At 61.3% G+C, this 24,063-nt stretch carries 24 protein-coding genes; 13 read left to right on the top strand and 11 right to left on the bottom strand.

Annotation, left to right across the window (positions count from 1 at the left end):
- Positions 1-1,725 (bottom strand): tetratricopeptide repeat protein, encoded by a 1,725-nt coding sequence (locus tag AC30D9_RS21475; protein WP_134925814.1) that lies wholly within the window; start codon positions 1,723-1,725, stop codon positions 1-3.
- A 172-nt stretch (positions 1,726-1,897) separates the two neighbouring features.
- Here AC30D9_RS21475 and hemA point away from each other — a divergent pair, with 172 nt between their 5' ends.
- The 6 genes from hemA to AC30D9_RS21445 all read left to right on the top strand — a co-directional run bounded on the left by hemA (position 1,898) and on the right by AC30D9_RS21445 (position 7,278).
- Positions 1,898-3,187, top strand: coding sequence for a glutamyl-tRNA reductase (hemA, locus tag AC30D9_RS21470; RefSeq protein ID WP_053125199.1), 1,290 nt, complete (start codon positions 1,898-1,900; stop codon positions 3,185-3,187).
- A complete protein-coding gene (prfA, locus tag AC30D9_RS21465; protein ID WP_134925813.1) occupies positions 3,184-4,266 on the top strand; it encodes a peptide chain release factor 1 in 1,083 nt (360 codons plus the stop codon). Before hemA ends, prfA begins: the two co-directional genes overlap by 4 nt.
- Positions 4,267-4,280: 14 nt before the next feature.
- Positions 4,281-5,111, top strand: coding sequence for a peptide chain release factor N(5)-glutamine methyltransferase (gene prmC, locus AC30D9_RS21460; RefSeq protein ID WP_490144798.1), 831 nt, complete (start codon positions 4,281-4,283; stop codon positions 5,109-5,111).
- Positions 5,105-5,860, top strand: a complete 756-nt coding sequence (locus tag AC30D9_RS21455; RefSeq protein WP_490144797.1) for a molybdopterin-synthase adenylyltransferase MoeB — start codon at positions 5,105-5,107, stop codon at positions 5,858-5,860. Before prmC ends, AC30D9_RS21455 begins: the two co-directional genes overlap by 7 nt.
- Positions 5,853-6,644 (top strand): glutamate racemase, encoded by a 792-nt coding sequence (murI, locus tag AC30D9_RS21450; RefSeq protein ID WP_134925811.1) that lies wholly within the window; start codon positions 5,853-5,855, stop codon positions 6,642-6,644. Before AC30D9_RS21455 ends, murI begins: the two co-directional genes overlap by 8 nt.
- 115 nt (positions 6,645-6,759) lie before the next feature.
- The gene (locus tag AC30D9_RS21445) at positions 6,760-7,278 is read left to right on the top strand and encodes an acyloxyacyl hydrolase (protein ID WP_060740656.1); all 519 of its coding nucleotides are present in this window, start codon (positions 6,760-6,762) and stop codon (positions 7,276-7,278) included.
- Between the two features lie 132 nt (positions 7,279-7,410).
- Here the strand turns inward: AC30D9_RS21445 and AC30D9_RS21440 are convergent, their stop codons facing one another.
- From AC30D9_RS21440 to AC30D9_RS21415, 6 genes are all read right to left on the bottom strand, one after another.
- Positions 7,411-7,716, bottom strand: a complete 306-nt coding sequence (locus AC30D9_RS21440) for a YkgJ family cysteine cluster protein (protein WP_134925810.1) — start codon at positions 7,714-7,716, stop codon at positions 7,411-7,413.
- 27 nt (positions 7,717-7,743) lie between these two features.
- Positions 7,744-8,517: an SDR family NAD(P)-dependent oxidoreductase gene (locus AC30D9_RS21435; RefSeq protein WP_490144796.1), complete on the bottom strand. Its 774-nt coding sequence runs from the start codon at positions 8,515-8,517 to the stop codon at positions 7,744-7,746.
- A gap of 113 nt (positions 8,518-8,630) precedes the next feature.
- Positions 8,631-10,091, bottom strand: a complete 1,461-nt coding sequence (phrB, locus tag AC30D9_RS21430) for a deoxyribodipyrimidine photo-lyase (protein WP_307574623.1) — start codon at positions 10,089-10,091, stop codon at positions 8,631-8,633.
- Between the two features lie 12 nt (positions 10,092-10,103).
- Positions 10,104-11,051 (bottom strand): MerR family transcriptional regulator, encoded by a 948-nt coding sequence (locus AC30D9_RS21425; RefSeq protein ID WP_307574621.1) that lies wholly within the window; start codon positions 11,049-11,051, stop codon positions 10,104-10,106.
- Positions 11,051-12,013, bottom strand: coding sequence for a YbgA family protein (locus tag AC30D9_RS21420; protein WP_490144795.1), 963 nt, complete (start codon positions 12,011-12,013; stop codon positions 11,051-11,053). Before AC30D9_RS21420 ends, AC30D9_RS21425 begins: the two co-directional genes overlap by 1 nt.
- A gap of 174 nt (positions 12,014-12,187) precedes the next feature.
- Positions 12,188-13,174: an NAD(P)/FAD-dependent oxidoreductase gene (locus AC30D9_RS21415; protein ID WP_307574617.1), complete on the bottom strand. Its 987-nt coding sequence runs from the start codon at positions 13,172-13,174 to the stop codon at positions 12,188-12,190.
- Positions 13,175-13,370: 196 nt separating this feature from the next.
- On the opposite strand from AC30D9_RS21415, the gene AC30D9_RS21410 reads away from it, so the two are divergent.
- Positions 13,371-14,270, top strand: a complete 900-nt coding sequence (locus AC30D9_RS21410; protein ID WP_307574615.1) for a TIGR01777 family oxidoreductase — start codon at positions 13,371-13,373, stop codon at positions 14,268-14,270.
- Positions 14,271-14,283: 13 nt separating this feature from the next.
- Positions 14,284-15,309, top strand: coding sequence for a ferrochelatase (hemH, locus tag AC30D9_RS21405; RefSeq protein ID WP_490144794.1), 1,026 nt, complete (start codon positions 14,284-14,286; stop codon positions 15,307-15,309).
- A gap of 143 nt (positions 15,310-15,452) precedes the next feature.
- On the opposite strand, the gene AC30D9_RS21400 is transcribed toward hemH, so the two are convergent.
- Positions 15,453-16,727 (bottom strand): uracil-xanthine permease family protein, encoded by a 1,275-nt coding sequence (locus AC30D9_RS21400; RefSeq protein WP_134925804.1) that lies wholly within the window; start codon positions 16,725-16,727, stop codon positions 15,453-15,455.
- A gap of 2 nt (positions 16,728-16,729) precedes the next feature.
- Entirely contained in the window at positions 16,730-17,368 is a 639-nt protein-coding gene (gene upp, locus AC30D9_RS21395) for a uracil phosphoribosyltransferase (RefSeq protein ID WP_134925803.1), read from the bottom strand.
- 173 nt (positions 17,369-17,541) lie between these two features.
- Between upp and AC30D9_RS21390 the strand changes: the two genes are divergently transcribed.
- Both AC30D9_RS21390 and AC30D9_RS21385 read left to right on the top strand, forming a co-directional pair.
- Positions 17,542-18,099 carry a hypoxanthine-guanine phosphoribosyltransferase gene (locus AC30D9_RS21390; RefSeq protein WP_060614135.1) on the top strand — a complete coding sequence of 186 codons (558 nt, stop codon included), beginning with the start codon at positions 17,542-17,544 and terminating at the stop codon, positions 18,097-18,099.
- A 3-nt stretch (positions 18,100-18,102) separates the two neighbouring features.
- Positions 18,103-18,576 (top strand): WbuC family cupin fold metalloprotein, encoded by a 474-nt coding sequence (locus AC30D9_RS21385; RefSeq protein ID WP_307574611.1) that lies wholly within the window; start codon positions 18,103-18,105, stop codon positions 18,574-18,576.
- A 167-nt stretch (positions 18,577-18,743) separates the two neighbouring features.
- Here the strand turns inward: AC30D9_RS21385 and dauA are convergent, their stop codons facing one another.
- Positions 18,744-20,477: a C4-dicarboxylic acid transporter DauA gene (gene dauA, locus AC30D9_RS21380; RefSeq protein ID WP_490144793.1), complete on the bottom strand. Its 1,734-nt coding sequence runs from the start codon at positions 20,475-20,477 to the stop codon at positions 18,744-18,746.
- Positions 20,478-20,763: 286 nt separating this feature from the next.
- Between dauA and AC30D9_RS21375 the strand changes: the two genes are divergently transcribed.
- The 3 genes from AC30D9_RS21375 (at position 20,764) to AC30D9_RS21365 (ending at position 22,249) form a co-directional block, all read left to right on the top strand.
- Positions 20,764-21,249 carry a hypothetical protein gene (locus AC30D9_RS21375; RefSeq protein ID WP_490144792.1) on the top strand — a complete coding sequence of 162 codons (486 nt, stop codon included), beginning with the start codon at positions 20,764-20,766 and terminating at the stop codon, positions 21,247-21,249.
- 60 nt (positions 21,250-21,309) lie between these two features.
- Entirely contained in the window at positions 21,310-21,597 is a 288-nt protein-coding gene (locus AC30D9_RS21370; protein WP_109754896.1) for a PA4642 family protein, read from the top strand.
- Between the two features lie 187 nt (positions 21,598-21,784).
- Positions 21,785-22,249 (top strand): hypothetical protein, encoded by a 465-nt coding sequence (locus AC30D9_RS21365; RefSeq protein WP_490144791.1) that lies wholly within the window; start codon positions 21,785-21,787, stop codon positions 22,247-22,249.
- Positions 22,250-22,305: 56 nt separating this feature from the next.
- On the opposite strand, the gene mqo is transcribed toward AC30D9_RS21365, so the two are convergent.
- Entirely contained in the window at positions 22,306-23,811 is a 1,506-nt protein-coding gene (mqo, locus tag AC30D9_RS21360; protein WP_134925797.1) for a malate dehydrogenase (quinone), read from the bottom strand.
- Positions 23,812-24,063 lie beyond the last annotated feature (252 nt).

The following is a 24,063-nucleotide window of genomic DNA, read 5'->3' as shown; positions in this document are numbered from 1 at the left end:
TTAAAGAGTCTCGGATCCGGTCAGGCGTTTGATGGTGCTGCGCAGGATAGGGCTGTCAGGCTGATCCTTGAGGAATCGGCTCCAGATCTGCCGGGCTTCACGTTGCTTGCCGTTGGCCCACAGGACCTCGCCCAGGTGAGCGGCGACTTCCTGGTCGGGAAAACGCTCCAGGGCCTGGCGCAACAGGCGTTCGGCTTCGTCGAGATTGCCCAGGCGGAAATTCACCCAGCCGAGGCTGTCGAGCACCGCCGGGTCTTCCGGGTTGATCTGGTGGGCCTGTTCGATGAGCAGCTTGGCTTCGTCGTAGCGGGTGGTGCGATCCGACAACGTGTAGCCCAGGGCGTTGAGGGCCATGGCGTTGTCCGGATCACGCTGGATGATCAGGCGCAGGTCTTTTTCCATCTGGGCCAGGTCGTTGCGTTTTTCCGCCAGCATCGCACGGGTGTACAGCAGGTTCAGATCGTCCGGGTACTGCTTCAAGGCTTGTTGCAGCACGTTCCAGGCCTTGTCGCCCTGATTGTTGGCCGACAGGGTTTCGGCTTCGATCAGGTACAGCTGGATGCCGTAGTCCGGCTGGGAATCGCGCTGTACGGCGAGGCGGCTCTGGGCGTCGGCGGTCTTGCCATTGCTGATCAGGATATCGGCCTGGCGCAACTGCGCTGGCAGATAGTCGTTGCCCGGGCCGACCTGGGCGTACTCGATCAGTGCGCTCTCGGGATCGTTGCGTTCCTCGGCGATGCGACCCAGGTTCAGGTGGGCCGAGTCGACGTGGCTTTCCCGGGCGATCAGGTCCTCCAGGTAGCCCTTGGCCTCGTCCCAGGCCTTGGCTTCCAGGCAGACCAGTGCCAGGGAATAACGCAATTCGTCGTCTTCCGGGTATTGCTGGACCAGGCTGGAGAACTCCACCTTGGCGTCGTCCATGCGGTTGTTTTCCACCAGCATGCGGGCGTAGGTGAGGCGCAGGCGTTTGTCGTCCGGGTACTTCTTGATGCTTTTTTCCAGCAGCGGCAGCGCTTCGTCGCCGCGATTCAAGCCTTGCAGCAGGCGCGCGCGCAGGAGGATAGGTGCCACCTCGCCGGCTTCCGGCGGGTTGTCTTCCAGCAGGGTGAGGGCGCCCTGGGTGTCACCATCCTGTTGCAGCAGCAGGGCCTTGCCGAAAATCAGCTGGCCGTTGTTCGGGTGGCGCTGCAACAGGCGATCGAAGCTTTTCATCAGGCCGTTGCGGGTTTCCTGGTCGGTATCGGCGGCCGACAGCGCCAGGAAATCGAAATGGGTGTCGCCCTTGCCCAGCAGGACTTTCTCCATATACATCATGGAGTCGTCATAGCGCCCGGCCCGGGCCAGTTGCACGGCGGCGGCGCGTTGCGCTTCGAGGTCGTCCGGGGCGTTCTTGGCCCAGATCAGCGCGGTATCCAGCGCCGGCTGGTCGGCGCCCAGGTATTCGGCAATGCGAAAGGCCCGCTCGGAGATGCCCGGGTCCTGGGTATTGATGGCCTGGGTCACGTAGTTGTCCAGCGCGATGTCGAAGCGATTGCGCTGGCCCGCCAGTTCGGCGCTCAACAGGCTGAAGATGGTTTCTTCGCTGAACGAGCCGTAGACCTTGGGTTTTTCAGGTGCCTGCACGCTGTCTTCGACCGGCGGCGTACCGTCCGTCGAAACGGGGGCCATGGATTGGCAGCCGCTGAGCAAGGCAAGAGCGAGGAGCAACGCGGAAGATCTATTCATATAGGAAGAGGACGACTAACCTGCGGTCGGATCATCATGACACAAGCCTTGAGTCAAACATAACCGCCCCGTCGATTTACCATCCCTCGCGGGGCGATAGAGATCGAGTGGTTGTTCTGAATCTGACGAAGTAGGACAATTGCCGGCTTCACGTCACCATCAGCGACCTTGAATGGCCTTCCTTGCACTCGGTATTAACCACAAGACTGCTTCAGTAGACGTCCGCGAGCGCGTGGCCTTTACGCCTGAGCAGCTGGTTGAGGCCTTGCAGCAGCTCTGCCGACTCACCGACAGTCGCGAAGCTGCGATCCTCTCCACCTGCAATCGCAGCGAGCTTTATATAGAACAGGATCACGTTTCAGCCGATTCAGTCCTGCGCTGGCTGGCCGAATATCACAACCTGAGCCTTGAAGAGCTGCGCGCCAGTGCTTATGTGCACGAAGACGATGCGGCCGTTCGTCACATGATGCGTGTCGCCTCGGGGCTCGACTCGCTGGTGTTGGGCGAGCCACAAATCCTCGGCCAGATGAAGTCGGCCTATGCCGTGGCCCGTGAGGCCGGCACCGTCGGCCCGCTGCTGGGGCGGCTGTTCCAGGCTACGTTCAACGCCGCCAAACAGGTGCGCACCGACACGGCCATCGGCGAGAACCCGGTGTCCGTGGCGTTTGCCGCTGTCAGCCTGGCGAAACAGATTTTCAGTGATTTGCAACGCAGCCAGGCGCTGCTGATCGGCGCTGGCGAGACCATTACCCTGGTCGCTCGCCATCTCCACGACCTGGGTGTGAAGCGCATTGTCGTCGCCAACCGCACCCTGGAGCGGGCCAGTACCCTGGCCGAGCAGTTCGGCGCCCATGCGGTGCTGCTGTCGGACATTCCCGCCGAGCTGGTACACAGCGACATCGTCATCAGTTCCACCGCCAGCCAGTTGCCGATCCTTGGCAAGGGCGCCGTGGAAAGTGCCCTGAAGCTGCGCAAGCACAAGCCGATTTTCATGGTGGACATTGCCGTTCCCCGGGATATCGAGCCGGAAGTCGGCGAGCTGGACGACGTTTACCTCTACAGCGTCGACGATCTGCACGAGGTGGTCGCCGAGAACCTCAAGAGCCGGCAGGGCGCGGCCCAGGCGGCGGAAGAGATGATCAGCGTCGGTGCCGACGACTTCATGGTGCGCCTGCGCGAGCTGGCCGCGGTGGATGTGCTCAAGGCGTATCGTCAGCAGAGTGAACGCCTGCGCGACGAGGAACTGCAAAAAGCCCAGCGCCTGCTGGCCAACGGCGGCAGTGCCGAAGAGGTGCTGGTGCAACTGGCCCGGGGCCTGACCAACAAATTGCTCCACGCTCCCAGCGTTCAGCTCAAGAAGCTGACCGCCGAAGGCCGCCTCGATGCGCTGGCCATGGCTCAGGAGCTCTTTGCCCTCGGTGAGGGCTCACCGGATAGTTTTTCGGATAAAAAACCGCAATGAAAGCGTCACTGCTCAACAAGCTGGACATCCTCCAGGACCGTTTCGAAGAACTGACCGCCTTGCTGGGCGATGGCGAAGTCATTTCCGACCAGAACAAGTTCCGCACCTATTCCAAGGAATATGCGGAAGTCGAGCCGATCGTCGCCACTTATAAACAGCTGCTCAAAGTGCAGGGCGACCTCGAAGGTGCCCAGGCACTGCTCAAGGACAGCGACCCGGACATGCGCGAGATGGCGGTGGAGGAAGTTCGCGAAGCCAAGGAGCAGTTGCTCGAACTGGAAAGCAACCTGCAGCGCATGCTGCTGCCCAAGGACCCGAATGACGGGCGCAACGTATTTCTTGAAATCCGTGCCGGTACCGGTGGCGACGAGGCAGCGATTTTCTCCGGCGACCTGTTCCGTATGTATTCGCGGTATGCCGAACGTCGCGGCTGGCGGGTGGAGATTCTTTCGGAGAACGAAGGCGAACACGGCGGCTATAAAGAAGTCATCGCCCGGGTCGAAGGCGACAATGTCTATGGCAAGCTGAAATTCGAATCCGGCGCCCATCGCGTGCAACGCGTGCCGGCCACTGAATCCCAGGGACGCATCCATACCTCGGCCTGCACCGTGGCGGTATTGCCCGAGCCGGACGAGCAGGAAGCCATCGAGATCAACCCGGCGGACCTGCGGATCGACACTTATCGTTCCTCTGGCGCGGGCGGCCAGCACGTCAACAAGACCGACTCGGCGATCCGCATCACGCACTTGCCGTCGGGCATCGTGGTCGAGTGCCAGGAAGAACGTTCCCAGCACAAGAACCGCGCGCGGGCCATGGCCTGGTTGTCGGCCAAGCTCAACGACCAGCAGACCAGCGCCGCCGCCAATGCCATCGCCAGCGAACGCAAGCTGCTGGTGGGTTCGGGTGATCGCTCCGAGCGGATCCGCACCTACAATTTTGCCCAGGGCCGGGTTACCGACCATCGTGTCAACCTGACCTTGTATTCCCTCGACGAGATTCTTGCCGGTGGTGTCGATGCGGTGATCGAGCCGTTGCTGGCCGAATACCAGGCCGACCAGTTGGCGGCGATTGGCGAGTAAGCACAGGTGAATAAATGACCATCATCGCCAGTCTGTTACGCGCCGCCGAACTGCCGGATTCGCCCACGCCGCGGCTGGACGCCGAATTGTTGCTGGCCGCTGCGCTGGGCAAGTCCCGCAGCTTCCTGCACACCTGGCCCGAGCGGATCGTGCCAAGCGAGGCGGCGTTGCTATTCTCCGAATACCTGCGCCGGCGTCGTTCCGGCGAGCCGGTGGCGTATATCCTCGGGCAGCAGGGCTTCTGGAAACTCGACCTGGAAGTCGCCCCCCACACCCTGATCCCGCGTCCCGACACCGAGTTGCTGGTGGAAACCGCGCTGGCGTTGTTGCCGGCGACCCCGGCACGGGTCCTGGACCTGGGCACCGGCAGCGGCGCGATTGCCTTGGCATTGGCCAGTGAGCGGCCGGCCTGGAAAGTCACGGCGGTCGACCGGGTGCTGGAAGCCGTGGCCCTGGCCGAGCGTAATCGCCAGCGCCTGGACCTGGGCAACGTCACGGTGTTGAGCAGCCACTGGTTCAGCGCGTTGGAGGGCGAGCGTTTTACATTGATCATCAGTAATCCGCCTTATATCGCGGCCAGCGATCCGCATCTGGTCGAGGGCGATGTGCGTTTCGAACCGGCCAGTGCCCTGGTCGCGGGGCCGGACGGTCTGGATGACTTGCGCCAGATCATTGCCCAGGCCCCCGGGCATCTTGAACCGGGCGGCTGGTTGATGCTTGAACACGGTTACGATCAGGCCGAAGCCGTGCGTGATTTGCTGCAGACCCAGGGCTTTGCTGAAGTCCACAGCCGCAAGGACCTGGGCGGTCACGAGCGCATCAGCCTGGGGTGCCTGCCGTGCTGAACGATCAGGAGCTGTTGCGCTACAGCCGGCAGATTCTGTTGCAGCACGTCGACATCGACGGCCAATTGCGTCTCAAGCAAAGCCGCGTGCTGATCGTCGGCCTCGGCGGTCTCGGCGCCCCGGTGGCGTTGTACCTGGCCGCCGCCGGAGTGGGTGAGATGCACTTGGCGGATTTCGACACCGTCGACCTGACCAACCTGCAACGCCAGATCATTCACGACACCGACAGCGTCGGCCTGAGCAAGGTCGATTCGGCGATGCGTCGCCTGACGGCGATCAACCCCGAGGTCCGGCTGGTGCCTCACCTGGCGGCCATGGACGAAGACAGCCTGGCTGCGGCGGTCGCGGCGGTGGATGTGGTGCTCGACTGCTCCGACAATTTCTCGACCCGCGAAGCGGTGAACATGGCCTGTGTCGCGGCGGCCAAGCCGCTGGTCAGCGGCGCGGCGATTCGCCTGGAAGGGCAGTTGTCGGTGTTCGATCCACGCCGCCCCGAAAGCCCTTGCTACCACTGCCTCTATGGCCACGGCAGTGAAGTCGAACTGACCTGCAGCGAAGCCGGTGTGATCGGACCGTTGGTGGGGTTGGTGGGCAGCCTGCAAGCCCTTGAAGCCTTGAAGTTGCTGGTCGGTTTCGGTGAGCCGCTGGTGGGGCGCCTGCTATTGATCGATGCGTTGGGTACACGTTTCCGTGAACTGCGGGTCAAGCGCGATCCAGGCTGCGGCGTATGTGGTGGCCGACATGAGTGAAGCGCCGGTCGGTGTGCTTGACTCGGGTGTCGGCGGGTTGTCGGTGCTGGGGGAAATCCGCCGGTTGCTGCCCAATGAATCGCTGTTGTACGTGGCTGACTGTGGGCATATTCCCTACGGCGAGAAAACCCCGGAATACATCCGACAACGCTGCGCGATCATTGCCGACTTTCTCTTGGGCCAGGGCGCCAAGGCGCTGGTCGTGGCGTGCAACACCGCAACGGTGGCTGCCGTTGCCGATCTACGCCGGGATTTTCCCCATTGGCCCATCGTTGGCATGGAGCCGGCGGTCAAGCCGGCGGCTGCCGCGACCCGCAGCGGTATCGTCGGGGTGCTGGCCACCACCGGCACCTTGCAGAGTGCCAAGTTCGCCGCGCTGCTCGACCGTTTCGCCACCGATGTGCGGGTCATCACGCAACCCTGTCCGGGGCTGGTGGAACTGATCGAAACGGGTGATCTGCACAGCCCGGCCTTGTATCAGTTGCTGCAACATTACGTGGAGCCCTTGCTGGCCGCCGGCTGTGACACGTTGATCCTGGGTTGCACGCACTATCCGTTCCTCAAGCCATTGCTCGCGCGGATGATTCCGGAGCACATCAGCCTGATCGACACCGGTGCCGCCGTGGCCCGGCAACTCCAGCGCCTCTTGGCTGAGCGAGGGCTATTGGCGGAGGGTCCTGCCAGTGAAACGCATTTCTGGACGAGTGCAGATCCGATACATTTAAGAAAAATCCTACCGACCCTATGGCATTCGTCTGGCGTTGTGCGAAGCTTCGATCTGTAAAAAAAACGTGAAAATTGTGTAAAACAGGCTGAACTTCTGTTTTAGCGCAGATTTCTATAGCTTTGTCTGTTTGTAAGAAAAATCAACTAAGTCTGTTCGGAAAAGGATGTTTCTAATGAAGCGCTTATTCTGTTTTGCCGCGTTTGCGGCTGCATTGTTGGGGCACACTTACACTGCACAAGCAGCGGGAGTGGAGTTTGGGGTGGGCCAGACCAGCGACTCGACCATGACTTATCGCCTGGGCATGCAGTTCGACTGGGACAAGAGTTGGCTGCAAAGTGATGTCGGTCGCCTGACCGGCTACTGGAGCGGCGCCTATACCTATTGGGAGGGGGACGAGACGTCCAGCAACCACAGCCTGTCGTTCTCGCCTGTGTTTGTGTATGAATTTTCCGGCCAGAACGTGAAGCCTTATATAGAGGCGGGTGTCGGCGTTGCACTGTTCGCCAATACCGAAGTGGAAAGCAACAAGTTGGGAACGGCCTTCCAGTTCGAGGATCGCATCGGGTTTGGCCTGCGTTTCAATGGTGGACATGAAGTGGGCATCCGCGCCACCCATTACTCCAACGCGGGTATCAAGTCGACCAACGACGGTGTGGAAAGCTACGCGCTGCACTACACGATGCCGCTGTAACAAAACAGCTTGAGAACTGTGGGAGCGAGCCTGCTCGCGAAGCGGTGGGCCAGCCAATATGGTGTTGCCTGATCTACCGCTTTCGCGAGCAGGCTCGCTCCCGCAGTAAATCAGCTCTGTCAGATCATTCCTTTATCGATATGCCGTCGCAATCCCCTGGCGCTCTTCCAGGCATTCCGCCGCACCCATCTCGAATTCGCGGCAGATCAGCGGACGCTTTTCGTAGATGCTGCACATCATGCTGTCGCGATCCAGGGCGGCGCACCACCCGTCATCAAGCCGCAGCATCACCTCGGCCCCCCAATCGTCCGTGGCGATAAATCGTTGCGGAACCCCTGTGTCGGTGATCAACATCACTTCCAACTGGCAGCAGCACGCCGCGCACGTCGAACACGTGATGGCCGGTGCCGGGATTTCATGCAGGGGGATCGTTTTCATGGCGCGCAGTGTAAGGCAATCGGCGGCTCAGGGTTGCCCCTTGATCGGATAGCCGTTTTTTGCCTGGCATGATTCGGTATCGGCCTGCATGGTTTCGGTCGAAGAAGGTAAAGGCCAGAGTGCGATCATGGATGCGATGGGGAGCGCGACTTCCCGCGGGCGTTGGACCAGTTGATCGAGCACATGCCGCGCCGCTTCGTCCGCCGACCGATGGGCCGGCGTAGGAAAGCAACTGTCGGGTTTCAGCGATGGACCGTCATACCCAGGGTGCACCAACGTCACATCGACGTCTGCGGACGCCAGCCCTGCCCTAGCCGACTCGAACAGATGACGCATTGCGTTGTCACCCGTTTCGATTTGCGAGGGCGGCAAATAAGTGACGGGGCTAGTAATACCCACCAGATGAGGTTCGGCCCCGGCGCGCAGCAACGGCATGGCCACTTCAATGCAGAAACTGGCGGCCAGCAGATTGCTGCGTACGATATGTTCTATCAATGTGTGATCGGCCGGCTGTCCGTCAACGTACTCAGCCGTTCCCGCATTAAGGATCACACTGTCCAGGCCGCCCCATTGTTGGGCGATTTGTTCGCCAATTTCGCGTACGGTCTGGCTGTCGGTCAAATTGCCGGGCACTGTCAGCACTTGTTCTGGGTAACGTACCGAAAGGGTTTCGCATGATCGGGCAGAGCGCGAACTGATGGCCAGGTATGCGCCCGTCTCCAGGATCGCTTCAGCCAACGAAGCGCCGATTCCGTTGCCAGCCCCGGTTAGCCAATAGCGCCGCGGCAGTCTTGAACCCATTCCATGCTCCTTTCGATTGGACAGCGTACTGGCTATGCGGTTTTTTCAGTAGAGTCCGTACGATTAGTAACTATATGTTATCGGGTAAATAGTGCACCCCGCAGGCCGGCATTTCATGTTCCCTGATCGCCCATCCCTGCAGTGGCTATGTCCTGGTGCGTCGGCAGGTTTCTGAACGCTGCCAACGCCCGCGCCCTGGACTCGCGCAAATCCACGATCGGTGCCGGATAATCCACTGCGCCAAACAAGCCGCCTTGGGTATTTGGGCTATGGACCTGTTGCCTGTCCAGATCGTTCAGTCCAGGTAACCAGCGTTTGATGAACAGGCCTTCACGGTCAAATTTTTCCGACTGGCTCAACGGGTTGAAGATGCGGAACCAGGGCGCCGAATCGGTGCCGGTGGAGGCGCTCCACTGCCAGCCGCCATTGTTGGCGGCCAGGTCGCCGTCGATCAAGTGCTGCATGAAAAAGCGCTCGCCTTCGCGCCAATCGATCAGCAGATTCTTGGTCAGGAACATCGCTACGACCATCCGCAAACGGTTGTGCATCCAGCCGGTCTCCAGCAACTGACGCATGGCCGCATCGATAATCGGCAGGCCGGTGCGTGCTTGCTTCCAGGCCTCCAGTTCTGCGGGGGCCTTGCGCCACGCCAGCGCCTCGGTTTCCGGGCGGAACGCTTTATGGCGTGACACGCGTGGATAGCCCACCACAATATGTTTATAGAACTCGCGCCAGAGCAATTCATTGATCCAGGTCACTGTTCCGGCACTTCCGCTTTCGAATTCACCCTGGTTGGCTTGCAGCGCGGCATGCAGGCACTGACGCGGCGACACCACTCCGGCCACCAGATAGGCCGATAGTTGGCTGGTGCCCGGTCTGGCGGGAAAGTCCCGTTCGCTCTGGTAGTCATCGATGTGTTGGTCGACAAAGGTGTCCAGGCGCCGACGGGCTTCGGTTTCGCCAGCGGGCCAGAGGGCGCGTAGAGCTTCGCTGGGTGGGGGGAATCCAGCGACTTGCGTCGGCACCGGGTCACGGGCAATGCCGGTGGGAGCCTGCCGGAGCGGTGTGGCGACCAGGCTCGGCAAGGAGAAATGCAGGCGGCTGTAGCAGACCTTGCGAAACTGACTGAACACTTGGAAATAGTTGCCGGTCTTGGTCAACACGCTGCCGGGCTTGAACAGCAATTGGTCGAGGTGGCTGTGAAACTCAATGCCCTGCTCATGCAGTGCACGGGCGACTTCGGCGTCGCGTCGCGTTTCATTCAGGCCGTACTCTTCGTTGACATGCACGGCACCGACGTTCAGCTCGCGACACAGCTTGAGCAGCACGTGTGGGGCCTGGTGCCAATGCGCAGCTTCGCGGATCAGCAGCGCAATGTTCAATTCATCCAGGGCCGCGCTCAACGCGCCGAGGTTGCGTAGCCAGAAGTCGATCTTGCACGGTGCGTCGTCATGGGCGCGCCATTGTTCGGGGCTGGTCAGGTACACCGCCACGCATGGGCCCTGGGCCGCTGCCGCCGCCAGGGCGGTGTTGTCGTGCAGGCGCAAGTCGCTGCGCAGCCAGATCAGTTGCATGCTGTTTTCCATCTAAAGGAGCGCTCTGCGGCTCAGTTCGCGATGAGCCGATAACGGGTCTACGGCCCAGGACACGTCAACCAGCGCGACGCCTGTGGATAACCTGGCGTGGTGGATCGACGCGGCCGGGCCGGCAATGATGATCGGGCAATCGATGCCGCCCAACAGCCTGGGCAGTTGGGAAAGATTGAGGACGTGACTGGCATACAGCACTACGCCGCGGGCCTTGAGGCGTTCCACCGCCAGGGCCAGTTCGCCCGGCGGTAGAGGGCTGTCGAAGACTTCCACCGGGCAGTCGGCGCTGCTGGCCAACCAGGCGGTGAGCCACAGGTGCGGCTCCTGGGGCGAGTCTGAATGATTGACCAGCAACAATGGCGCGCCATGCAGCTGACGGTTGTTGTGGTAGATGCGGCTGCCGAATTTGCTGCGCAGCCACGAGTACAGGAAGACCCGTTCCAGCTGCGCGCCGAACTGGCCCTGCCAGCGCAGGTGCAGCTCGGCCAGCAACGGCAAGAGCAATTGCTCGCACACGGTCCAGGGCGGGTACAGCGCCATCGCCTGATTGACCAGGTCATCGATCTGGCGCTCGGCCAGTTGTGTCACCGCCAACACCAGGGCATGACGTTGGGGCTGCCAGTCATTCTCTGGCGCCTGCGTGGGTTCGCTCGGTGGCTGCGGTGTATCCAGCAAGGGTTTGATCTTGCTCACGGCAACGCCGCGATCGATCCAGGTGAGGATGTTCAGGATCCGTTGCACATGGTCGGCATTGAACAGTCGGTGGCCCTTGGGCGTGCGGTGCGGCACGATCAAGCCGTAACGGCGTTCCCAGGCGCGCAGCGTGACGGCGTTGACACCGGTTTGCCGGGCGACCTCGCGGATGGGCAGCCAGCCTTGCGCCAAGGCCTGGGCAAAATCGGCCCCGAGGTCTTCGCTGGCGCTGGAATCGGGCTCGTTGCTCATCAAATAGCGTTTCGCAGGCTGAGGTTTTCCGGGTGCGGTTGCAGGTAGACCTGCTGCGCCAGGTAAGGATCGGGGTGCTGGCGCAAGTGATGCTTGAGCAACGTCAGTGGCACCACCAAGGGCACGATGCCGAGGCGATACTGCCCGATGAGGTGCTGCACTTCCTGTTTGTCCTCGGCGTCGATGGCGCGCTTGAGGTAACCGCTCAGGTGTTGCAGCACGTTGGTGTGGGTGCGGCGGGTCGCGCATTTCTTCAAGGCCGCCATCAATGCACTGAAATAGCGTGGGCCCAGTTCGTTAGGATCGGTCCTGCCCATGTTGCCCAACAAGGAGCCCAGGACCTTGTACTGCACCGGGTTGTGGGCCATCAGCAGGTATTTGTAGCGCGAATGGAATGCGATCAGGCCGCGACGGGTCAGGCCCTGGCGCCGCAAGGATTGCCAGGCGGCATAGGCGAACACCCGGGTCAGGAAGTTCTCCCGCAGCACCGGGTCGTTGAGGCGACCGTCTTCCTCCACCGGCAGGTCGGGGTGGCGGGCACAAAAGGCCTGGGCATAGATGCCGCGCCCGCCGCCGTCCTGGGTCACGCCGTTGTGGTCGTAGACCTTGACCCGCTCCAGCCCACAGGACGGCGATTTCTGCATGAAGATGTAGCCGCAAATGTCATCCAGTTCCCCTGCCATCTGCTGCCCATAGTCGGCCAGTGGCCGGGTCACGTTGAGGTCGCGATTCACCGTGCCTAGCGCCTCGGGGTGTTCGGGGCTGCCCACCAGGCGGATCGGCTCCCGGGGGATACCCAGGCCAATGGCGACTTCGGGACACACCGGTACGAACTCGAAATAATCGACGAGGGTGCGGCTGCACAACTGCGATTGCTTGTGCCCGCCGTTAAAGCGAACTTCAGCACCCATCAGGCAGGCGCTGATGGCGATTCTGGGTTTGGCGATGGCTGCGCTGGGCATGGGCGACCTCTGATTGCTAAATCTTGTACAGTTTTTTGTTTCTGTACAATATTTTCATCATAGGCTCGAACCCGCGTATGTCAACCGGATTGCGTGGCGAGGCGACGTCAAGCTGTGTCAGGGGCAGGCTGCTGTCTCTTTCGACAGCAGCGCAAGGCGATGGGGTGACGCGATCTATTGCAGGCTTGCATGCAGGCGGCGGGCAGCTTCCTGGCCGCTGAGCCATGCGCCTTCGACCCGGCCGGACAGGCACCAGTCGCCACACACATACAGGCCCAGGTTGGCATCGGCCAGGGCGCCCCATTCATGGTTGCCAGCGGGGCGGGCGTAGAGCCAGCGATGGGCGACACTGAAGCTCGGTGCGGGCATGGCGCTGTGCAGCAGTTCGGCAAAGGCGCCGTGCAGGTGTTCGATCACCGCTTCCTTGGACAGGTCGATGTGTTGCCGGCTCCAGTCGCTGGTGGCATGCAGTATCCAGGTATCGAGCTTGCTGTCGCGTCCGGGTTTGCTGCGGTTGCGGGCCAGCCAGTCGAGGGGGCTGTCCTGTACGAAGCAGCCTTCCATGGAGGTATCCAGCGGTTTTTCGAACGCCAGGGCCACTGCCCAGGTCGGGTCCATTTTTACCCCGGCCGCCACGCCGGCCAGCTTCGGTACGGCCGCCAGCAACGCGGTGGCCTGGGGCGCGGGCGTGGCGATCACCACCTGGCCGAAGGGGCCGTGGGTGAAACCTTCAGCGTCCTGCAAATGCCAATGTTCCTGGCCGCGGTACACCTCGGTGATCCGGCAGGAAAACTGTACTTGCAACTTGCCGAGCAGGGCGCGGGTGATGGCGCTCATGCGCGGAGTGCCGACCCAGCGGGTCTGTTCGTCCGGCGAAGGGCTCAGTTGCCCGCCCTGGAAATTGTAGAGTTGCGGGTTCCATTCCGCGGCCCAGCCGTTGGCTTGCCAGCGCTGGACCTCCGTGACAAAGCGCCGATCGCGCGCGGTGAAATATTGCGCGCCCATGTCCAGGGCGCCGGCGTCGCTGCGTTTGCTCGACATGCGTCCGCCGCTGCCGTGGCTTTTATCGAAGAGTTGAACGATATGCCCGGCCTCCGTCAGGGCCTGGGCGGCTGAAAGTCCGGCGATGCCGGTGCCGATGATTGCGATAGGTACAGTCATGAGGGCCTCGTTTACCTTTCTGTACAGACTACGCCGTCGTTTAAACCTGTACAATTCGGGTTTTTGGTATAAGTTTTACCGTTCGCGTTTGGGCAGGTTGTCCTATTGTTAAACACAGACCCTGTCCGATACGAAAAATCCCTGCTTATAAAAATAGACTAATGGGCCGGGTAAAACGCGATGCGAGGAACATCTCATGCACATATTGCTGACCGGCGGTACTGGTTTGATCGGACGTCAGCTCTGCCGCTTCTGGTTGGAGCAGGGACATCGCTTGACGGTATGGAGTCGCCGGCCCGAAGAGGTGGCGAAAATCTGCGGGGCGCAAGTGCGCGGCGTTGCCAGGCTCGAGGACGTCGACGCGCCAGTGGACGCGGTGATCAACCTCGCGGGAGCGCCGATTGCCGACCGGCCCTGGAGCCACAAACGCAAGATATTGTTGTGGAGCAGTCGCATCACTTTGACGGAAGTTCTGCTGGCCTGGCTGGAGCGCTGCGAGCAGAAACCGCAGGTGTTGATTTCCGGTTCTGCGGTGGGCTGGTATGGCGACGGCGGCGAGCGTGAATTGACCGAGGAGTCGGGGCCGGTAAGCGAAGATTTCGCCAGCCAGCTGTGCATCGCCTGGGAGGAAACCGCGCAACGGGCCGAGGCGTTGGGCATGCGCGTGGTGCTGGTTCGTACCGGCCTGGTCCTGTCTGCCGAGGGCGGCTTTTTGTCGCGGCTGCTGCTGCCATTCAAACTGGCGCTGGGCGGGCGTATCGGCAATGGTCGGCAGTGGATGCCGTGGATTCATATCGACGATCAAATCGCCCTGATTGATTTTCTTCTGCACCGCTCCGATGCCAGCGGTCCTTATAATGCCTGCGCTCCTGACCCGGTGCGCAACCGCGATTTCGCCAAGGCCCTGGGCCGTGTATTGCATCGGCCGGCCGTGGTGCCAATGCCGGAACTTGTATTGAAAGTGGCGCTGGGGGAGTTGTCACTGCTGTTGCTCGGCGGCCAGCGCGCCACGCCGGCCCGATTGCAGGCGGCGGGTTTCACATTCCGCTTCACTGATTTGCCCGCGGCCCTGGAAGACTTGTCCAGCCGCCTTTGAAATAGGACGTTGCATGACCGATCACGCGTTGCTTCTGGTGAATCTGGGTTCGCCTGCCTCCACTTCGGTGGCCGATGTGCGCCGCTACCTCAATCAATTTCTGATGGATCCGTATGTCATCGACCTGCCATGGCCGGTACGACGCTTGCTGGTGTCGCTGATCCTCATCAAGCGTCCCGAGCAGTCGGCTCATGCCTACGCCTCGATCTGGTGGGACGAGGGGTCGCCGTTGGTGGTACTCAGTCGTCGGCTGCAACAGGCCATGACCGCGCAGTGGACCCAGGGCCCGGTGGAGCTGGCGATGCGTTATGGCGAGCCGTCCATTGAGTCGGCGCTGCTGCGTCTGGCGAGCCAGGGGCACAAGAAGATCACCCTGGCGCCGTTGTATCCGCAGTTCGCTGAAAGCACCGTCACCACGGTGGTCGAGGAAGCGAAGCGGGTTGCGCGGGAAAAGAAGCTCGATGTGCAGTTCTCGATTCTCCAGCCGTTCTACGACCAGCCGGAATACCTCGACGCCCTGGTGGCCAGCGCCAAGCCCTACCTGATGCAGGATCACGATCACCTGCTGTTGAGTTTCCACGGCTTGCCCGAGCGTCACCTGACCAAGCTCGACCCAACGGGGTTTCATTGTTTCAAGGATGCCGACTGCTGCAAGAACGCGCCGCCGGAAGTCATGGCCACCTGTTACCGCGCCCAGTGCATTCACACGGCCGAACAGTTCGCCCAGCGCATGGGGCTCAAGGAGGGGCAGTGGTCGGTGTCGTTCCAGTCGCGGCTGGGCCGTGCCAAGTGGATCGAACCCTACACCGAAGCGCGCCTGGATGAGTTGGCCAAAAGCGGCGTGAAGAAAATCCTGGTGATGTGCCCGGCGTTCGTGGCCGACTGCATCGAGACCCTGGAGGAAATCGGCGATCGCGGGCGCGAGCAGTTCCGCGCGGCAGGGGGGGAGGAGTTGGTGCTGGTGCCGTGTCTCAATGACGAGCCGCAGTGGGCGAAGGCGTTGAGTAAGCTATGTGAACGGGCGCCGATCGCTTTGTGAAATTCAAGGGCCTCATCGCGAGCAGGCTCGCTCCCACAGAGGATCTCGAGTGAACACAAACTGGTGTTCACAACAGATCCCCCTGTGGGAGCGAGCCTGCTCGCGATAGCTATCTGACTGACAATAAAAACCTCAAGCTCGAATCAGATCAGCGGCTCATCCGCCTGCTTCTGCTTCCAGCTGTCATTGCCCGGCAGCAGCAGGTTCAGGGCGATCGCCACCACCGCGCATAGCGCAATGCCTTTGAGACCGAAGTCGTCCGGGCCGGTACCGGTGCCCACCAGTACACCGCCGATGCCGAACACCAGCGTCACCGAAACGATCACCAGGTTGCGCGCTTCGCCCAGGTCGATCTTGTGGCGGATCAGGGTGTTCATGCCCACCGCCGCGATCGAACCGAACAACAGGCACAGGATCCCGCCCATCACTGGCACCGGGATACTTTGCAGCAGCGCGCCGAACTTGCCGATGAACGCCAGGCTGATGGCGAAGATCGCCGCCCAGGTCATGATCTTCGGGTTGTAGTTCTTGGTCAGCATCACCGCGCCAGTCACTTCGGCGTAGGTGGTGTTGGGCGGGCCGCCGAACAGGCCGGCGGCGGTGGTGGCGAGACCGTCACCGAGCAGGGTGCGATGCAGGCCGGGTTTTTTCAGGTAGTCGCGACCGGTCACGCTGCCCACGGCAATCACCCCGCCGATATGCTCGATGGCTGGCGCCAGGGCGACCGGCACGATGAACAGGATCGCCTGCCAGTTGAACTCCGGCGCGGTGAAGTTTGGCAGGGCGAACCACGGTGCGGCGGCGATTTTCGCGGTGTCCACCACGCCGAAGAAAAACGCCATGGCAAAGCCCACCAGCACGCCGGAGATGATCGGCACCAGGCGGAAAATACCTTTGCCGAACACCGCGACGATCAGGGTGGTGAGCAGGGCCGGCATCGAAATCATCATCGCGGTTTGATAATGAATCAGCTCGGTGCCGTCTCCAGCCTTGCCCATCGCCATGTTGGCGGCAATCGGCGCCATGGCCAGGCCGATGGAAATGATCACCGGGCCAATGACCACCGGTGGCAGCAGCCGGTCGATGAAGCCGGTGCCCTTGATCTTCACCGCCAGGCCAAGAAAGGTGTAGACGAAACCCGCCGCCATCACGCCGCCCATGGTCGCGGCCAGGCCGAACTGGCCCTTGGCGAGGATGATCGGGGTGATGAAGGCAAAGCTCGAGGCCAGGAACACCGGCACCTGGCGCCCGGTGACGACCTGGAACAGGATCGTCCCCAGGCCGGCGGTGAACAGCGCCACGTTAGGGTCCAGCCCGGTGATCAGCGGCATCAGGACCAGCGCGCCGAAGGCGACGAACAGCATCTGCGCGCCGGACAGCACCTGGCGCCAGAGCGGATCGTTGAACTCATCCTGCATGCTCAAGCGTCCTTCTGCTTGGTGCCGAAGATCTTGTCGCCGGCATCGCCCAGGCCCGGGATGATGTAGCCATGCTCGTTGAGTTTCTGGTCGATGGACGCGGTGTAGATGGTCACATCCGGGTGGGCGTCCTGTACCGCCTTGATGCCTTCGGGGGCCGCGACCAGCACCATGGCGCGGATGTCCCGGCAACCGGCTTTTTTCAACAGGTCGATGGTGGCGACCATGGAGCTGCCGGTGGCGAGCATCGGGTCGATGATCATTGCCAGGCGCTCGTCGATTTCGGGCACCAGTTTTTCCAGGTAGGTGTGCGCTTGCAGGGTCTGCTCGTTGCGAGCCACGCCCACGGCGCTGACCTTGGCCCCCGGGATCAGGCTCAGTACGCCCTCGAGCATGCCGATGCCGGCGCGCAGGATCGGCACCACGGTGATCTTCTTGCCGGCGATTTTCTCGACCTGGACCGTACCGGCCCAACCGTCGATCTCGTAGGTTTCCAGCGGCAGGTCCTTGGTGGCTTCGTAGGTGAGCAGCGCACCGACTTCCTGGGCGAGTTCGCGAAAGTTCTTCGTGCTAATGTCGGCGCGGCGCATCAGGCCGAGTTTGTGTCTGATCAGCGGATGGCGGATCTCGAGGATGGGCATGGGGAAGGCTCCGGCGGCGGGCAAAAAAACCGGCCTAGATTAATCTATCCGAGGGTGTTGTCCTATAGACAATACAGAACGTTAGTCCACAAACGCTTGATCTGGCCGGGCGGGATGCGTACCTTTGCCGGCTTTTCCGAACCCGTCCCCCTCAATCTCTCCTGGAGAGCGCCATGTCCGCTGATCTCGAGCATATCCGTCAAATCATGCGAGAGGCTGACTGCCTGTACACCGAAGCTGAAGTCGAAGCGGCCATTGCCCGTGTCGGTGCGCAAATCAACGACCAACTGGCGGATGCCAACCCGGTGGTGTTCTGTGTCATGAACGGCGGGTTGATTTTCTCCGGAAAATTGCTGACCTATCTGAACTTCCCGTTGGAAGCGTCCTACCTGCATGCGACCCGTTACCGCAACGAAACCAGCGGCGGCGATCTGTTCTGGAAGGCCAAGCCGGAAGTCTCGTTCATCGACCGTGACGTGTTGATCATTGACGACATCCTCGACGAAGGTCACACCCTGGGCGCGATCATCGATTTCTGCAAACACGCCGGCGCTCGTGCCGTGCACACCGCCGTGCTGATCGACAAGGACCATGACCGCAAGGCGCGGCCTGACTTGAAAGCCGATTTCGTCGGCCTGCCGTGCGTCGACCGCTACATCTTTGGCTACGGCATGGACTACAAAGGCTACTGGCGCAACGCTAATGGCATTTTTGCCGTCAAGGGGATGTAATCGATGACTCAGCCAAGCTTTCTGGATCACGCGCTGCTCGATGAGTTGGCCGAAAAAGCTGCGACCAGCCCTCGTGGGCGACAGCACCATAACTTTCATGAGATGGACGAGCCGTGCCATCGCATGGCAGTGGGTCTACAGCCTTCGACCTACATCCCGCCGCACCGCCACCTGAGCGCCGACAAGGCGGAAACCTTGCTGGTACTCAAGGGCCGGTTGGGGGTGTTGATTTTCGACGACGCCGGTGCGGTGGTGGACAAGCGCATCCTGCAGGCCGGTGGCGATTGCCTCGGTGTCGACCTGCCGGCCGGTGTGTATCACGGCTTGGTGGTGCTGGAAGCCGACAGCCTGATGTTCGAATGCAAGGCCGGCCCATACCGGCCCGTGGGCGAGGGCGAACTGGCCCACTGGGCGCCCCGCGAAGGCGAGCCAGGCGTGGCCGAGTACCAGGCCTGGATGCGCGCGCAGTTCGACTGAACGGTGTGGCAGCAGGGCTTCTGTGGCGAGGGGATTTATCCCCGCTGGGTTGCGAAGCAGCCCTAAACCGATCGACTCGATCGGCCTGACATACCGAGTCGCCTGATTTCAGGGTCGCTTCGCAACCCAACGGGGATAAATCCCCTCGCCACGGATCAAGCAGGTCCTCAATGAGCGGCGTGGCCGGCAGCTACCAGCCATTGCTCACTCTTGACCCGCGCCTGCTCCAGGGTTTGCACATACGCCAATTGACGCTGCTCGCGATGAATGCCGGCACGTCGCAATTTCAGGCGCACCCGGGGGGCGGTCGCCACCAGGATCAGGCCGATGCCCTGCTTGCGGTAATCCTTCAGGATATTTTCAAAAGCGGCCAGCGCGGTCATGTCCAGCATCGGCACGGCGCTCATTTCCACCACCACCACGCGCACCCCCGGATCGAACTTGCGCAGCACATCCAGGGCTTTTTCGGCTGCACCGAAGAACAGCGGCCCACGGATTGCGTAGCAGCGTACATGCTCGGGCATGTCCAGCAAGGCTTGATGGAAGTGACGAGGCAGTTCGGCGCTGTCCGTCAGCTCGCTCATGCGCTTGATGAACAGCCCGGCGGCCAGCAGCAGGCCGACGGCAACCGCCATGACCATGTCGAACAAAACGGTCAGGCTCAGGCATGTCAGCAGCACCAGTACGTCGCTGCGCGGCGCAATGCGCAACGTGTGCAGGACATGCCCGGCTTCGCTCATGTTCCAGGCAACTATCACCAGCAGTGCCGCCAGGGCAGCCATGGGCAAGTAACTGAACAACGGCGCCAGCAGCACCATCGCCAGCAGTACCACGAGGCTATGAATGATCGCGGCCAGCGGTGAGGAGGCGCCACTGCGCACATTGGTCGCGCTACGGGCAATGGCCGCCGTGGCGGTGATACCACCGAACAGCGGCGCCACGACGTTACCCAGGCCTTGGCCGATCAGCTCGGCGTTGGGGTCGTGCTTGCTGCCGGTCATGCCGTCCGCCACCACGGCGCACAGCAGCGATTCGATGGCGCCAAGCATGGCAATGGCGAAGGCCGGGCCCAGCAATTGGCGGATCAGGTCATAGGACAGCACCAGGGGATGGCCCTGGCCATCTGGCAGGTTCCATGGCCAGTCAAAGCGCGGCAAAAACGGCGGGATACCGGGATGGCTGATGCCATCGACCACATAGCTGAAGCGCTCACCCAATGTCGCAACCGGCCAACCGCCGCGTTCCAGCACCAGTCCCAATAGCGCCCCGACCAGCAAGGCCACCAGATGCCCGGGAACCCGTGGTACCCAGCGTGGCCAGGCAATCAGTACCGCCAGGCAACTGATGCCGATGATGCCATCGCCGAGTCGGGCACTGGGCAGCGCCACGATCAATTCGCCCAGTTGTTCGATGTAGTGCTTGGCTTGCCCGACGGTGACCAGCCCCAGCAGATCCTTCAGTTGCAAGGTGGCGATGACCACGCCGATCCCGGCGGTAAAGCCGAGGATGACCGGATAGGGGATGTATTGGATCAGCCGCCCGGCGCGCATCAATCCCAAGGTGATCAGAATCAGGCCGGCGAGCATGGTGCACAACAACAGGCCACCGAGGCCGTATTGTTGGGTAATGGGCAGCAGGATCACCACGAACGCCGCCGTCGGCCCGCTGACATTGAAGCGCGAGCCGCCGGTGAGGGCGATCAAGGGCGCGGCCACCAACACCGTGTACAAGCCGTGTTGCGGCGGGACACCGACGGCGATTGCCAGGGCCATGGCCAGTGGGATGGCGATAATACCGACGGTCAGCCCGGCCACCAGATCGCCACGCAGGCGTTCAAGGGTGTAACCGGCGCGCCAGCTTTGGCGCCAAGCGGCGAATAACGGTGGGGCGGAGAAAGACATGGGTACTCCACGCACGAAAGAAAGGAAACCCCCTGAGCCTTGGCAAACACAGGACCCGTGGCGAGGGAGCTTGCTCCCGCTCGAGTGCGTAGCGCTCGCAAAATTCTGGGGCAACTGCGCAGCCCGGCGGGAGCAAGCTCCCTCGCCACAAAGGCATACACCTGCTGGGCAAGGCTGATGGCTCTCTGAGTATGCCGCGCTCGTCGTGTGTAAGTATTGACCTGGGTCGTTATTTTTACCGTCCAGGCTCATGCTAGAGTGCCAGGCCAAGACCCTGGAGCCTGTCATGAGTGTATCGATTCGCCGTTGTGCCGCGTTACTGCTGATCTCCAGCCTGCCCCTGGCAGCCGTTGCCGCGCCGATGCACAGCCAGTTCCTGCCGCCCGATGACTTGGTGGTGCGCCAGGAGCAGCCTGAACAGCAGCAATTGCTGCAAGTGACCGAGTATTCGGTGGTGCTCGGTAACCAGCGTCAGTCCAACCAGCAACCGATACCGGTCACTTCACCCTTGCTGGTGCGCTTAAAGGGCAAGCCGATGAACAAGGGGGCCACCCTCAGCCAGGTGATCCTCAACTTCGATGGCGAAAGCAAAAGCCTGAAAAAGCCGGTCTTCGACGAGGCGAGCAAGACCCTGACGTTGTCTTATCCACAGGCCCAGTACCGGGTGGTCATCGATCTGTTGCGCAACAACACGGTCTATGTGCAGTTCCTCACCTACACCAACGGCCATATCTGGGCCGACCTGCACACCGGTGCCGAACGCTCGCGTTGAGCCCGGGCCTTGCCGGGGGTAAACTGCCCGCCCCGTGAACTGTGCGAGCTGGAGCCGGCAATGCGTAAAGACAAGAAACAAGTGATTGGCGACGAGATTGGCGATGAACAGATCAAGCTGTTCCTCAATTTCGAGCCGGTCGATGCCACTTCGCCGTCGCTGCACAAACTGATCAAGGCCTACCGTGGCCTGCGGGTCGACGACTTCGAGCGCTTCCTGACGTTTTTCGTCGAAGCCGGCCATGACCTCAACGGCAAGGATGAGCATGGCAACGATTTCGTGGCGTTGGTCCAGGACCAGCGTAATGCCGAGGAATATATCGAGTTGATCAAAAAGGCGCGTGGCTGATCGCGTTAAATTATTGTCATCGCCCTTCGGGGCGATTGAAGTTTAGTCAGTGTTTCTGCGTTTTATTCAACCAGGCCCGAAAGGTTATGTCACCATTCGGGCTGTTTTGTTTTAACTGCATTTCGATTAATTTTGCATTGAAGCCAAGTGCTTTCAGTCTAATTGTTCAAATGGAGTTGTATATATCATGGAAGATAAAAACAGATACATTGCCGGGGCGTTATTGTCGCTGGTCGGTTGCACGGCAAGTTCGGTTTCCAGTGCGTTCGATGAGATCGTCAATGTGGAAATATTCAATGCCACATCAGCGGTCATTGTGCCGGGCAGCGATTTTACGTGGTCCCTGGCCCCGGAAAATGCAGGCCACAGCTTTTCGGTAAATCCCGGCGAGAGCCAGGAGCTAACCTATTACCTGCCCCAGTCGCGCGCCGAGCGAGAGTCATTTACCTACACTCAGGGAAGTCGCACCTGCCATTTCAGTTTCGGGCATATTGCCGGAGCGCCGTTGAACGACCAGCAGACAATGCCTTATCGTCGCTGGGCTGAAGCGAAGCCGGCAGGTTTCTGTAGTGCAGAGTTATTGGAAGTCGAAGATGACGACGATTATGTTCGGCATGGCGGAAGTCGGGTCAAGTTCAGCATGAAGTCATAACGCGGATAATAAAAAACCTCCCGTTTGCGCGGGAGGCTTTTTATAACTACGCAGTATCAGGCGTAACTTTGGGCCTTGTTGTCTTCAACCAGTTCCAACGCAATGTTGTTCTGCGCGTTGATCTTGCGATACAGCGCCGCGTCGGTTTCCAGCACTTTTTCCCGGGCCGGGAAGATCTCTGCAAGCTTGGCGGCCCACTCGCCCTTGGCCTTGTCCGGGAAGCAACGCTCGATCAGTTCCAGCATGATCGACACGGTCACCGAAGCACCCGGCGATGCGCCGAGCAGGGCGGCGAGGGTGCCGTCCTTGGCTGCCACCAGTTCGGTGCCGAACTGCAGGACGCCGCCTTTCTTCGGGTCCTTCTTGATGATCTGCACCCGTTGGCCGGCCACTTCCAGGCGCCAGTCCTCGGCTTTCGCCTCGGGGTAGAAGCGCCGCAGGGATTCCAGGCGTTGTTCCATGGATTGCATCACTTCGCTGATCAGGTACTTGGTCAGGTCCATGTTGTCCCGGGCCACGGCCAGCATCGGGCCGATGTTGCCGGCGCGTACCGACAGTGGCAGGTCCATGAGCGAGCCGTGCTTGAGGAACTTGGTGGTGAAACCGGCGTACGGCCCGAACAGCAGGGACTTCTTGCCATCGACCACACGCGTGTCCAGGTGCGGTACCGACATCGGTGGCGAGCCCACGGCGGCCTGGCTGTAGACCTTGGCCTGGTGGTGCTTGACCACTTCCGGGTTGTCGCAACGCAGCCACTGGCCGCTGACCGGGAAGCCGCCGAAGCCCTTGCTTTCCTCGATGCCCGAAGCCTGAAGCAGCGGCAACGCTGCGCCGCCGGCGCCCAGGAACACAAACTTGGCGTCGACGTCGCGGCTGCTGCCGGAATTGACGTCCTTGATGCTCACGGTCCAGCCACTGCCGTTACGCTTGAGGCCGGTGACGCGCTTGCAGTATTTGACCTGGGTGTCCGGAGCGCTGGTCAGGTGCTTGAGCAGCTGGTTGGTCAGGGCGCCGAAGTTGACGTCGGTCCCGTTCATGACGCGGGTGGCGGCAATGACTTCATCGGCCGGCCGGCCAGGCATCATCAGCGGCATCCACTCGGCCATCTTGGCCTTGTCTTCGGTGTATTCCATGTCGGCGAAGGCGTGATGCTGGCGCATCAACTCGAAGCGCTTCTTCAGGAACGACACGCCTTTCTCGCCTTGCACGAAGCTCAGGTGTGGCACCGGGGCGATGAAAGATTTGGAAGAGCCGAACGTGCCTTTTTGGGTCAGGTACGTCCAGAACTGCTTCGATACCTCGAACTGGGTGTTGATGTGCACGGCTTTCTTGATGTCGACAGTGCCGTCGGCCGCCTGGGGCGTGTAGTTGAGCTCACACAGCCCGGCGTGGCCGGTGCCGGCGTTGTTCCACGGGTTGGAACTCTCCGCGGCACCGGAATCCATCAGCTCGACGACTTCCAGCGAAATCGCGGGATCGAGCTCCTTGAGCAGTACGGCCAGGGTGGCACTCATGATGCCGGCCCCTACCAGAACTACATCGACTGCTTCGTTATGCGCCATTTAACGCGTCTCCAAAATCTGCAGCACCAAATTGTCGGCATAGCGGCCAGGAGTGGCGGGGCAGGTCAGTTGCGCCCCAGTTATCCATGGCCAGGATCGCCATGTCCGTATCTTCGCAATTTTTCGCACCTACTGCGGATGCATGCAGCCTGGCCTCAAGAGTCACATGAACTCATTTCAGCGCCTGGCAGGCAATTCGACTTATGGCCGAGACATCCGTTCGTGCAACCAAATCCGTAGCGGACAGGCTTC

The sequence above is a fragment of the Pseudomonas sp. DF11 genome (genome assembly GCF_058148565.1).
Note: the sequence above shows the minus strand (reverse complement) of the source record. Positions and strands in the feature narration are given on the sequence as shown.

What these genes read in the sequence shown, in the direction of transcription:
- AC30D9_RS21475 (WP_134925814.1), bottom strand. Translation starts at nt 1,725, where the DNA reads ATGAATAGATCTTCCGCGTTGCTCCTCGCTCTTGCCTTGCTCAGCGGC.
- hemA (WP_053125199.1), top strand. Translation starts at nt 1,898, where the DNA reads ATGGCCTTCCTTGCACTCGGTATTAACCACAAGACTGCTTCAGTAGAC.
- prfA (WP_134925813.1), top strand. Translation starts at nt 3,184, where the DNA reads ATGAAAGCGTCACTGCTCAACAAGCTGGACATCCTCCAGGACCGTTTC.
- prmC (WP_490144798.1), top strand. Translation starts at nt 4,281, where the DNA reads ATGACCATCATCGCCAGTCTGTTACGCGCCGCCGAACTGCCGGATTCG.
- murI (WP_134925811.1), top strand. Translation starts at nt 5,853, where the DNA reads ATGAGTGAAGCGCCGGTCGGTGTGCTTGACTCGGGTGTCGGCGGGTTG.
- AC30D9_RS21445 (WP_060740656.1), top strand. Translation starts at nt 6,760, where the DNA reads ATGAAGCGCTTATTCTGTTTTGCCGCGTTTGCGGCTGCATTGTTGGGG.
- AC30D9_RS21440 (WP_134925810.1), bottom strand. Translation starts at nt 7,716, where the DNA reads ATGAAAACGATCCCCCTGCATGAAATCCCGGCACCGGCCATCACGTGT.
- AC30D9_RS21435 (WP_490144796.1), bottom strand. Translation starts at nt 8,517, where the DNA reads ATGGGTTCAAGACTGCCGCGGCGCTATTGGCTAACCGGGGCTGGCAAC.
- phrB (WP_307574623.1), bottom strand. Translation starts at nt 10,091, where the DNA reads ATGCAACTGATCTGGCTGCGCAGCGACTTGCGCCTGCACGACAACACC.
- AC30D9_RS21425 (WP_307574621.1), bottom strand. Translation starts at nt 11,051, where the DNA reads ATGAGCAACGAGCCCGATTCCAGCGCCAGCGAAGACCTCGGGGCCGAT.
- AC30D9_RS21420 (WP_490144795.1), bottom strand. Translation starts at nt 12,013, where the DNA reads ATGCCCAGCGCAGCCATCGCCAAACCCAGAATCGCCATCAGCGCCTGC.
- AC30D9_RS21415 (WP_307574617.1), bottom strand. Translation starts at nt 13,174, where the DNA reads ATGACTGTACCTATCGCAATCATCGGCACCGGCATCGCCGGACTTTCA.
- AC30D9_RS21410 (WP_307574615.1), top strand. Translation starts at nt 13,371, where the DNA reads ATGCACATATTGCTGACCGGCGGTACTGGTTTGATCGGACGTCAGCTC.
- hemH (WP_490144794.1), top strand. Translation starts at nt 14,284, where the DNA reads ATGACCGATCACGCGTTGCTTCTGGTGAATCTGGGTTCGCCTGCCTCC.
- AC30D9_RS21400 (WP_134925804.1), bottom strand. Translation starts at nt 16,727, where the DNA reads ATGCAGGATGAGTTCAACGATCCGCTCTGGCGCCAGGTGCTGTCCGGC.
- upp (WP_134925803.1), bottom strand. Translation starts at nt 17,368, where the DNA reads ATGCCCATCCTCGAGATCCGCCATCCGCTGATCAGACACAAACTCGGC.
- AC30D9_RS21390 (WP_060614135.1), top strand. Translation starts at nt 17,542, where the DNA reads ATGTCCGCTGATCTCGAGCATATCCGTCAAATCATGCGAGAGGCTGAC.
- AC30D9_RS21385 (WP_307574611.1), top strand. Translation starts at nt 18,103, where the DNA reads ATGACTCAGCCAAGCTTTCTGGATCACGCGCTGCTCGATGAGTTGGCC.
- dauA (WP_490144793.1), bottom strand. Translation starts at nt 20,477, where the DNA reads ATGTCTTTCTCCGCCCCACCGTTATTCGCCGCTTGGCGCCAAAGCTGG.
- AC30D9_RS21375 (WP_490144792.1), top strand. Translation starts at nt 20,764, where the DNA reads ATGAGTGTATCGATTCGCCGTTGTGCCGCGTTACTGCTGATCTCCAGC.
- AC30D9_RS21370 (WP_109754896.1), top strand. Translation starts at nt 21,310, where the DNA reads ATGCGTAAAGACAAGAAACAAGTGATTGGCGACGAGATTGGCGATGAA.
- AC30D9_RS21365 (WP_490144791.1), top strand. Translation starts at nt 21,785, where the DNA reads ATGGAAGATAAAAACAGATACATTGCCGGGGCGTTATTGTCGCTGGTC.
- mqo (WP_134925797.1), bottom strand. Translation starts at nt 23,811, where the DNA reads ATGGCGCATAACGAAGCAGTCGATGTAGTTCTGGTAGGGGCCGGCATC.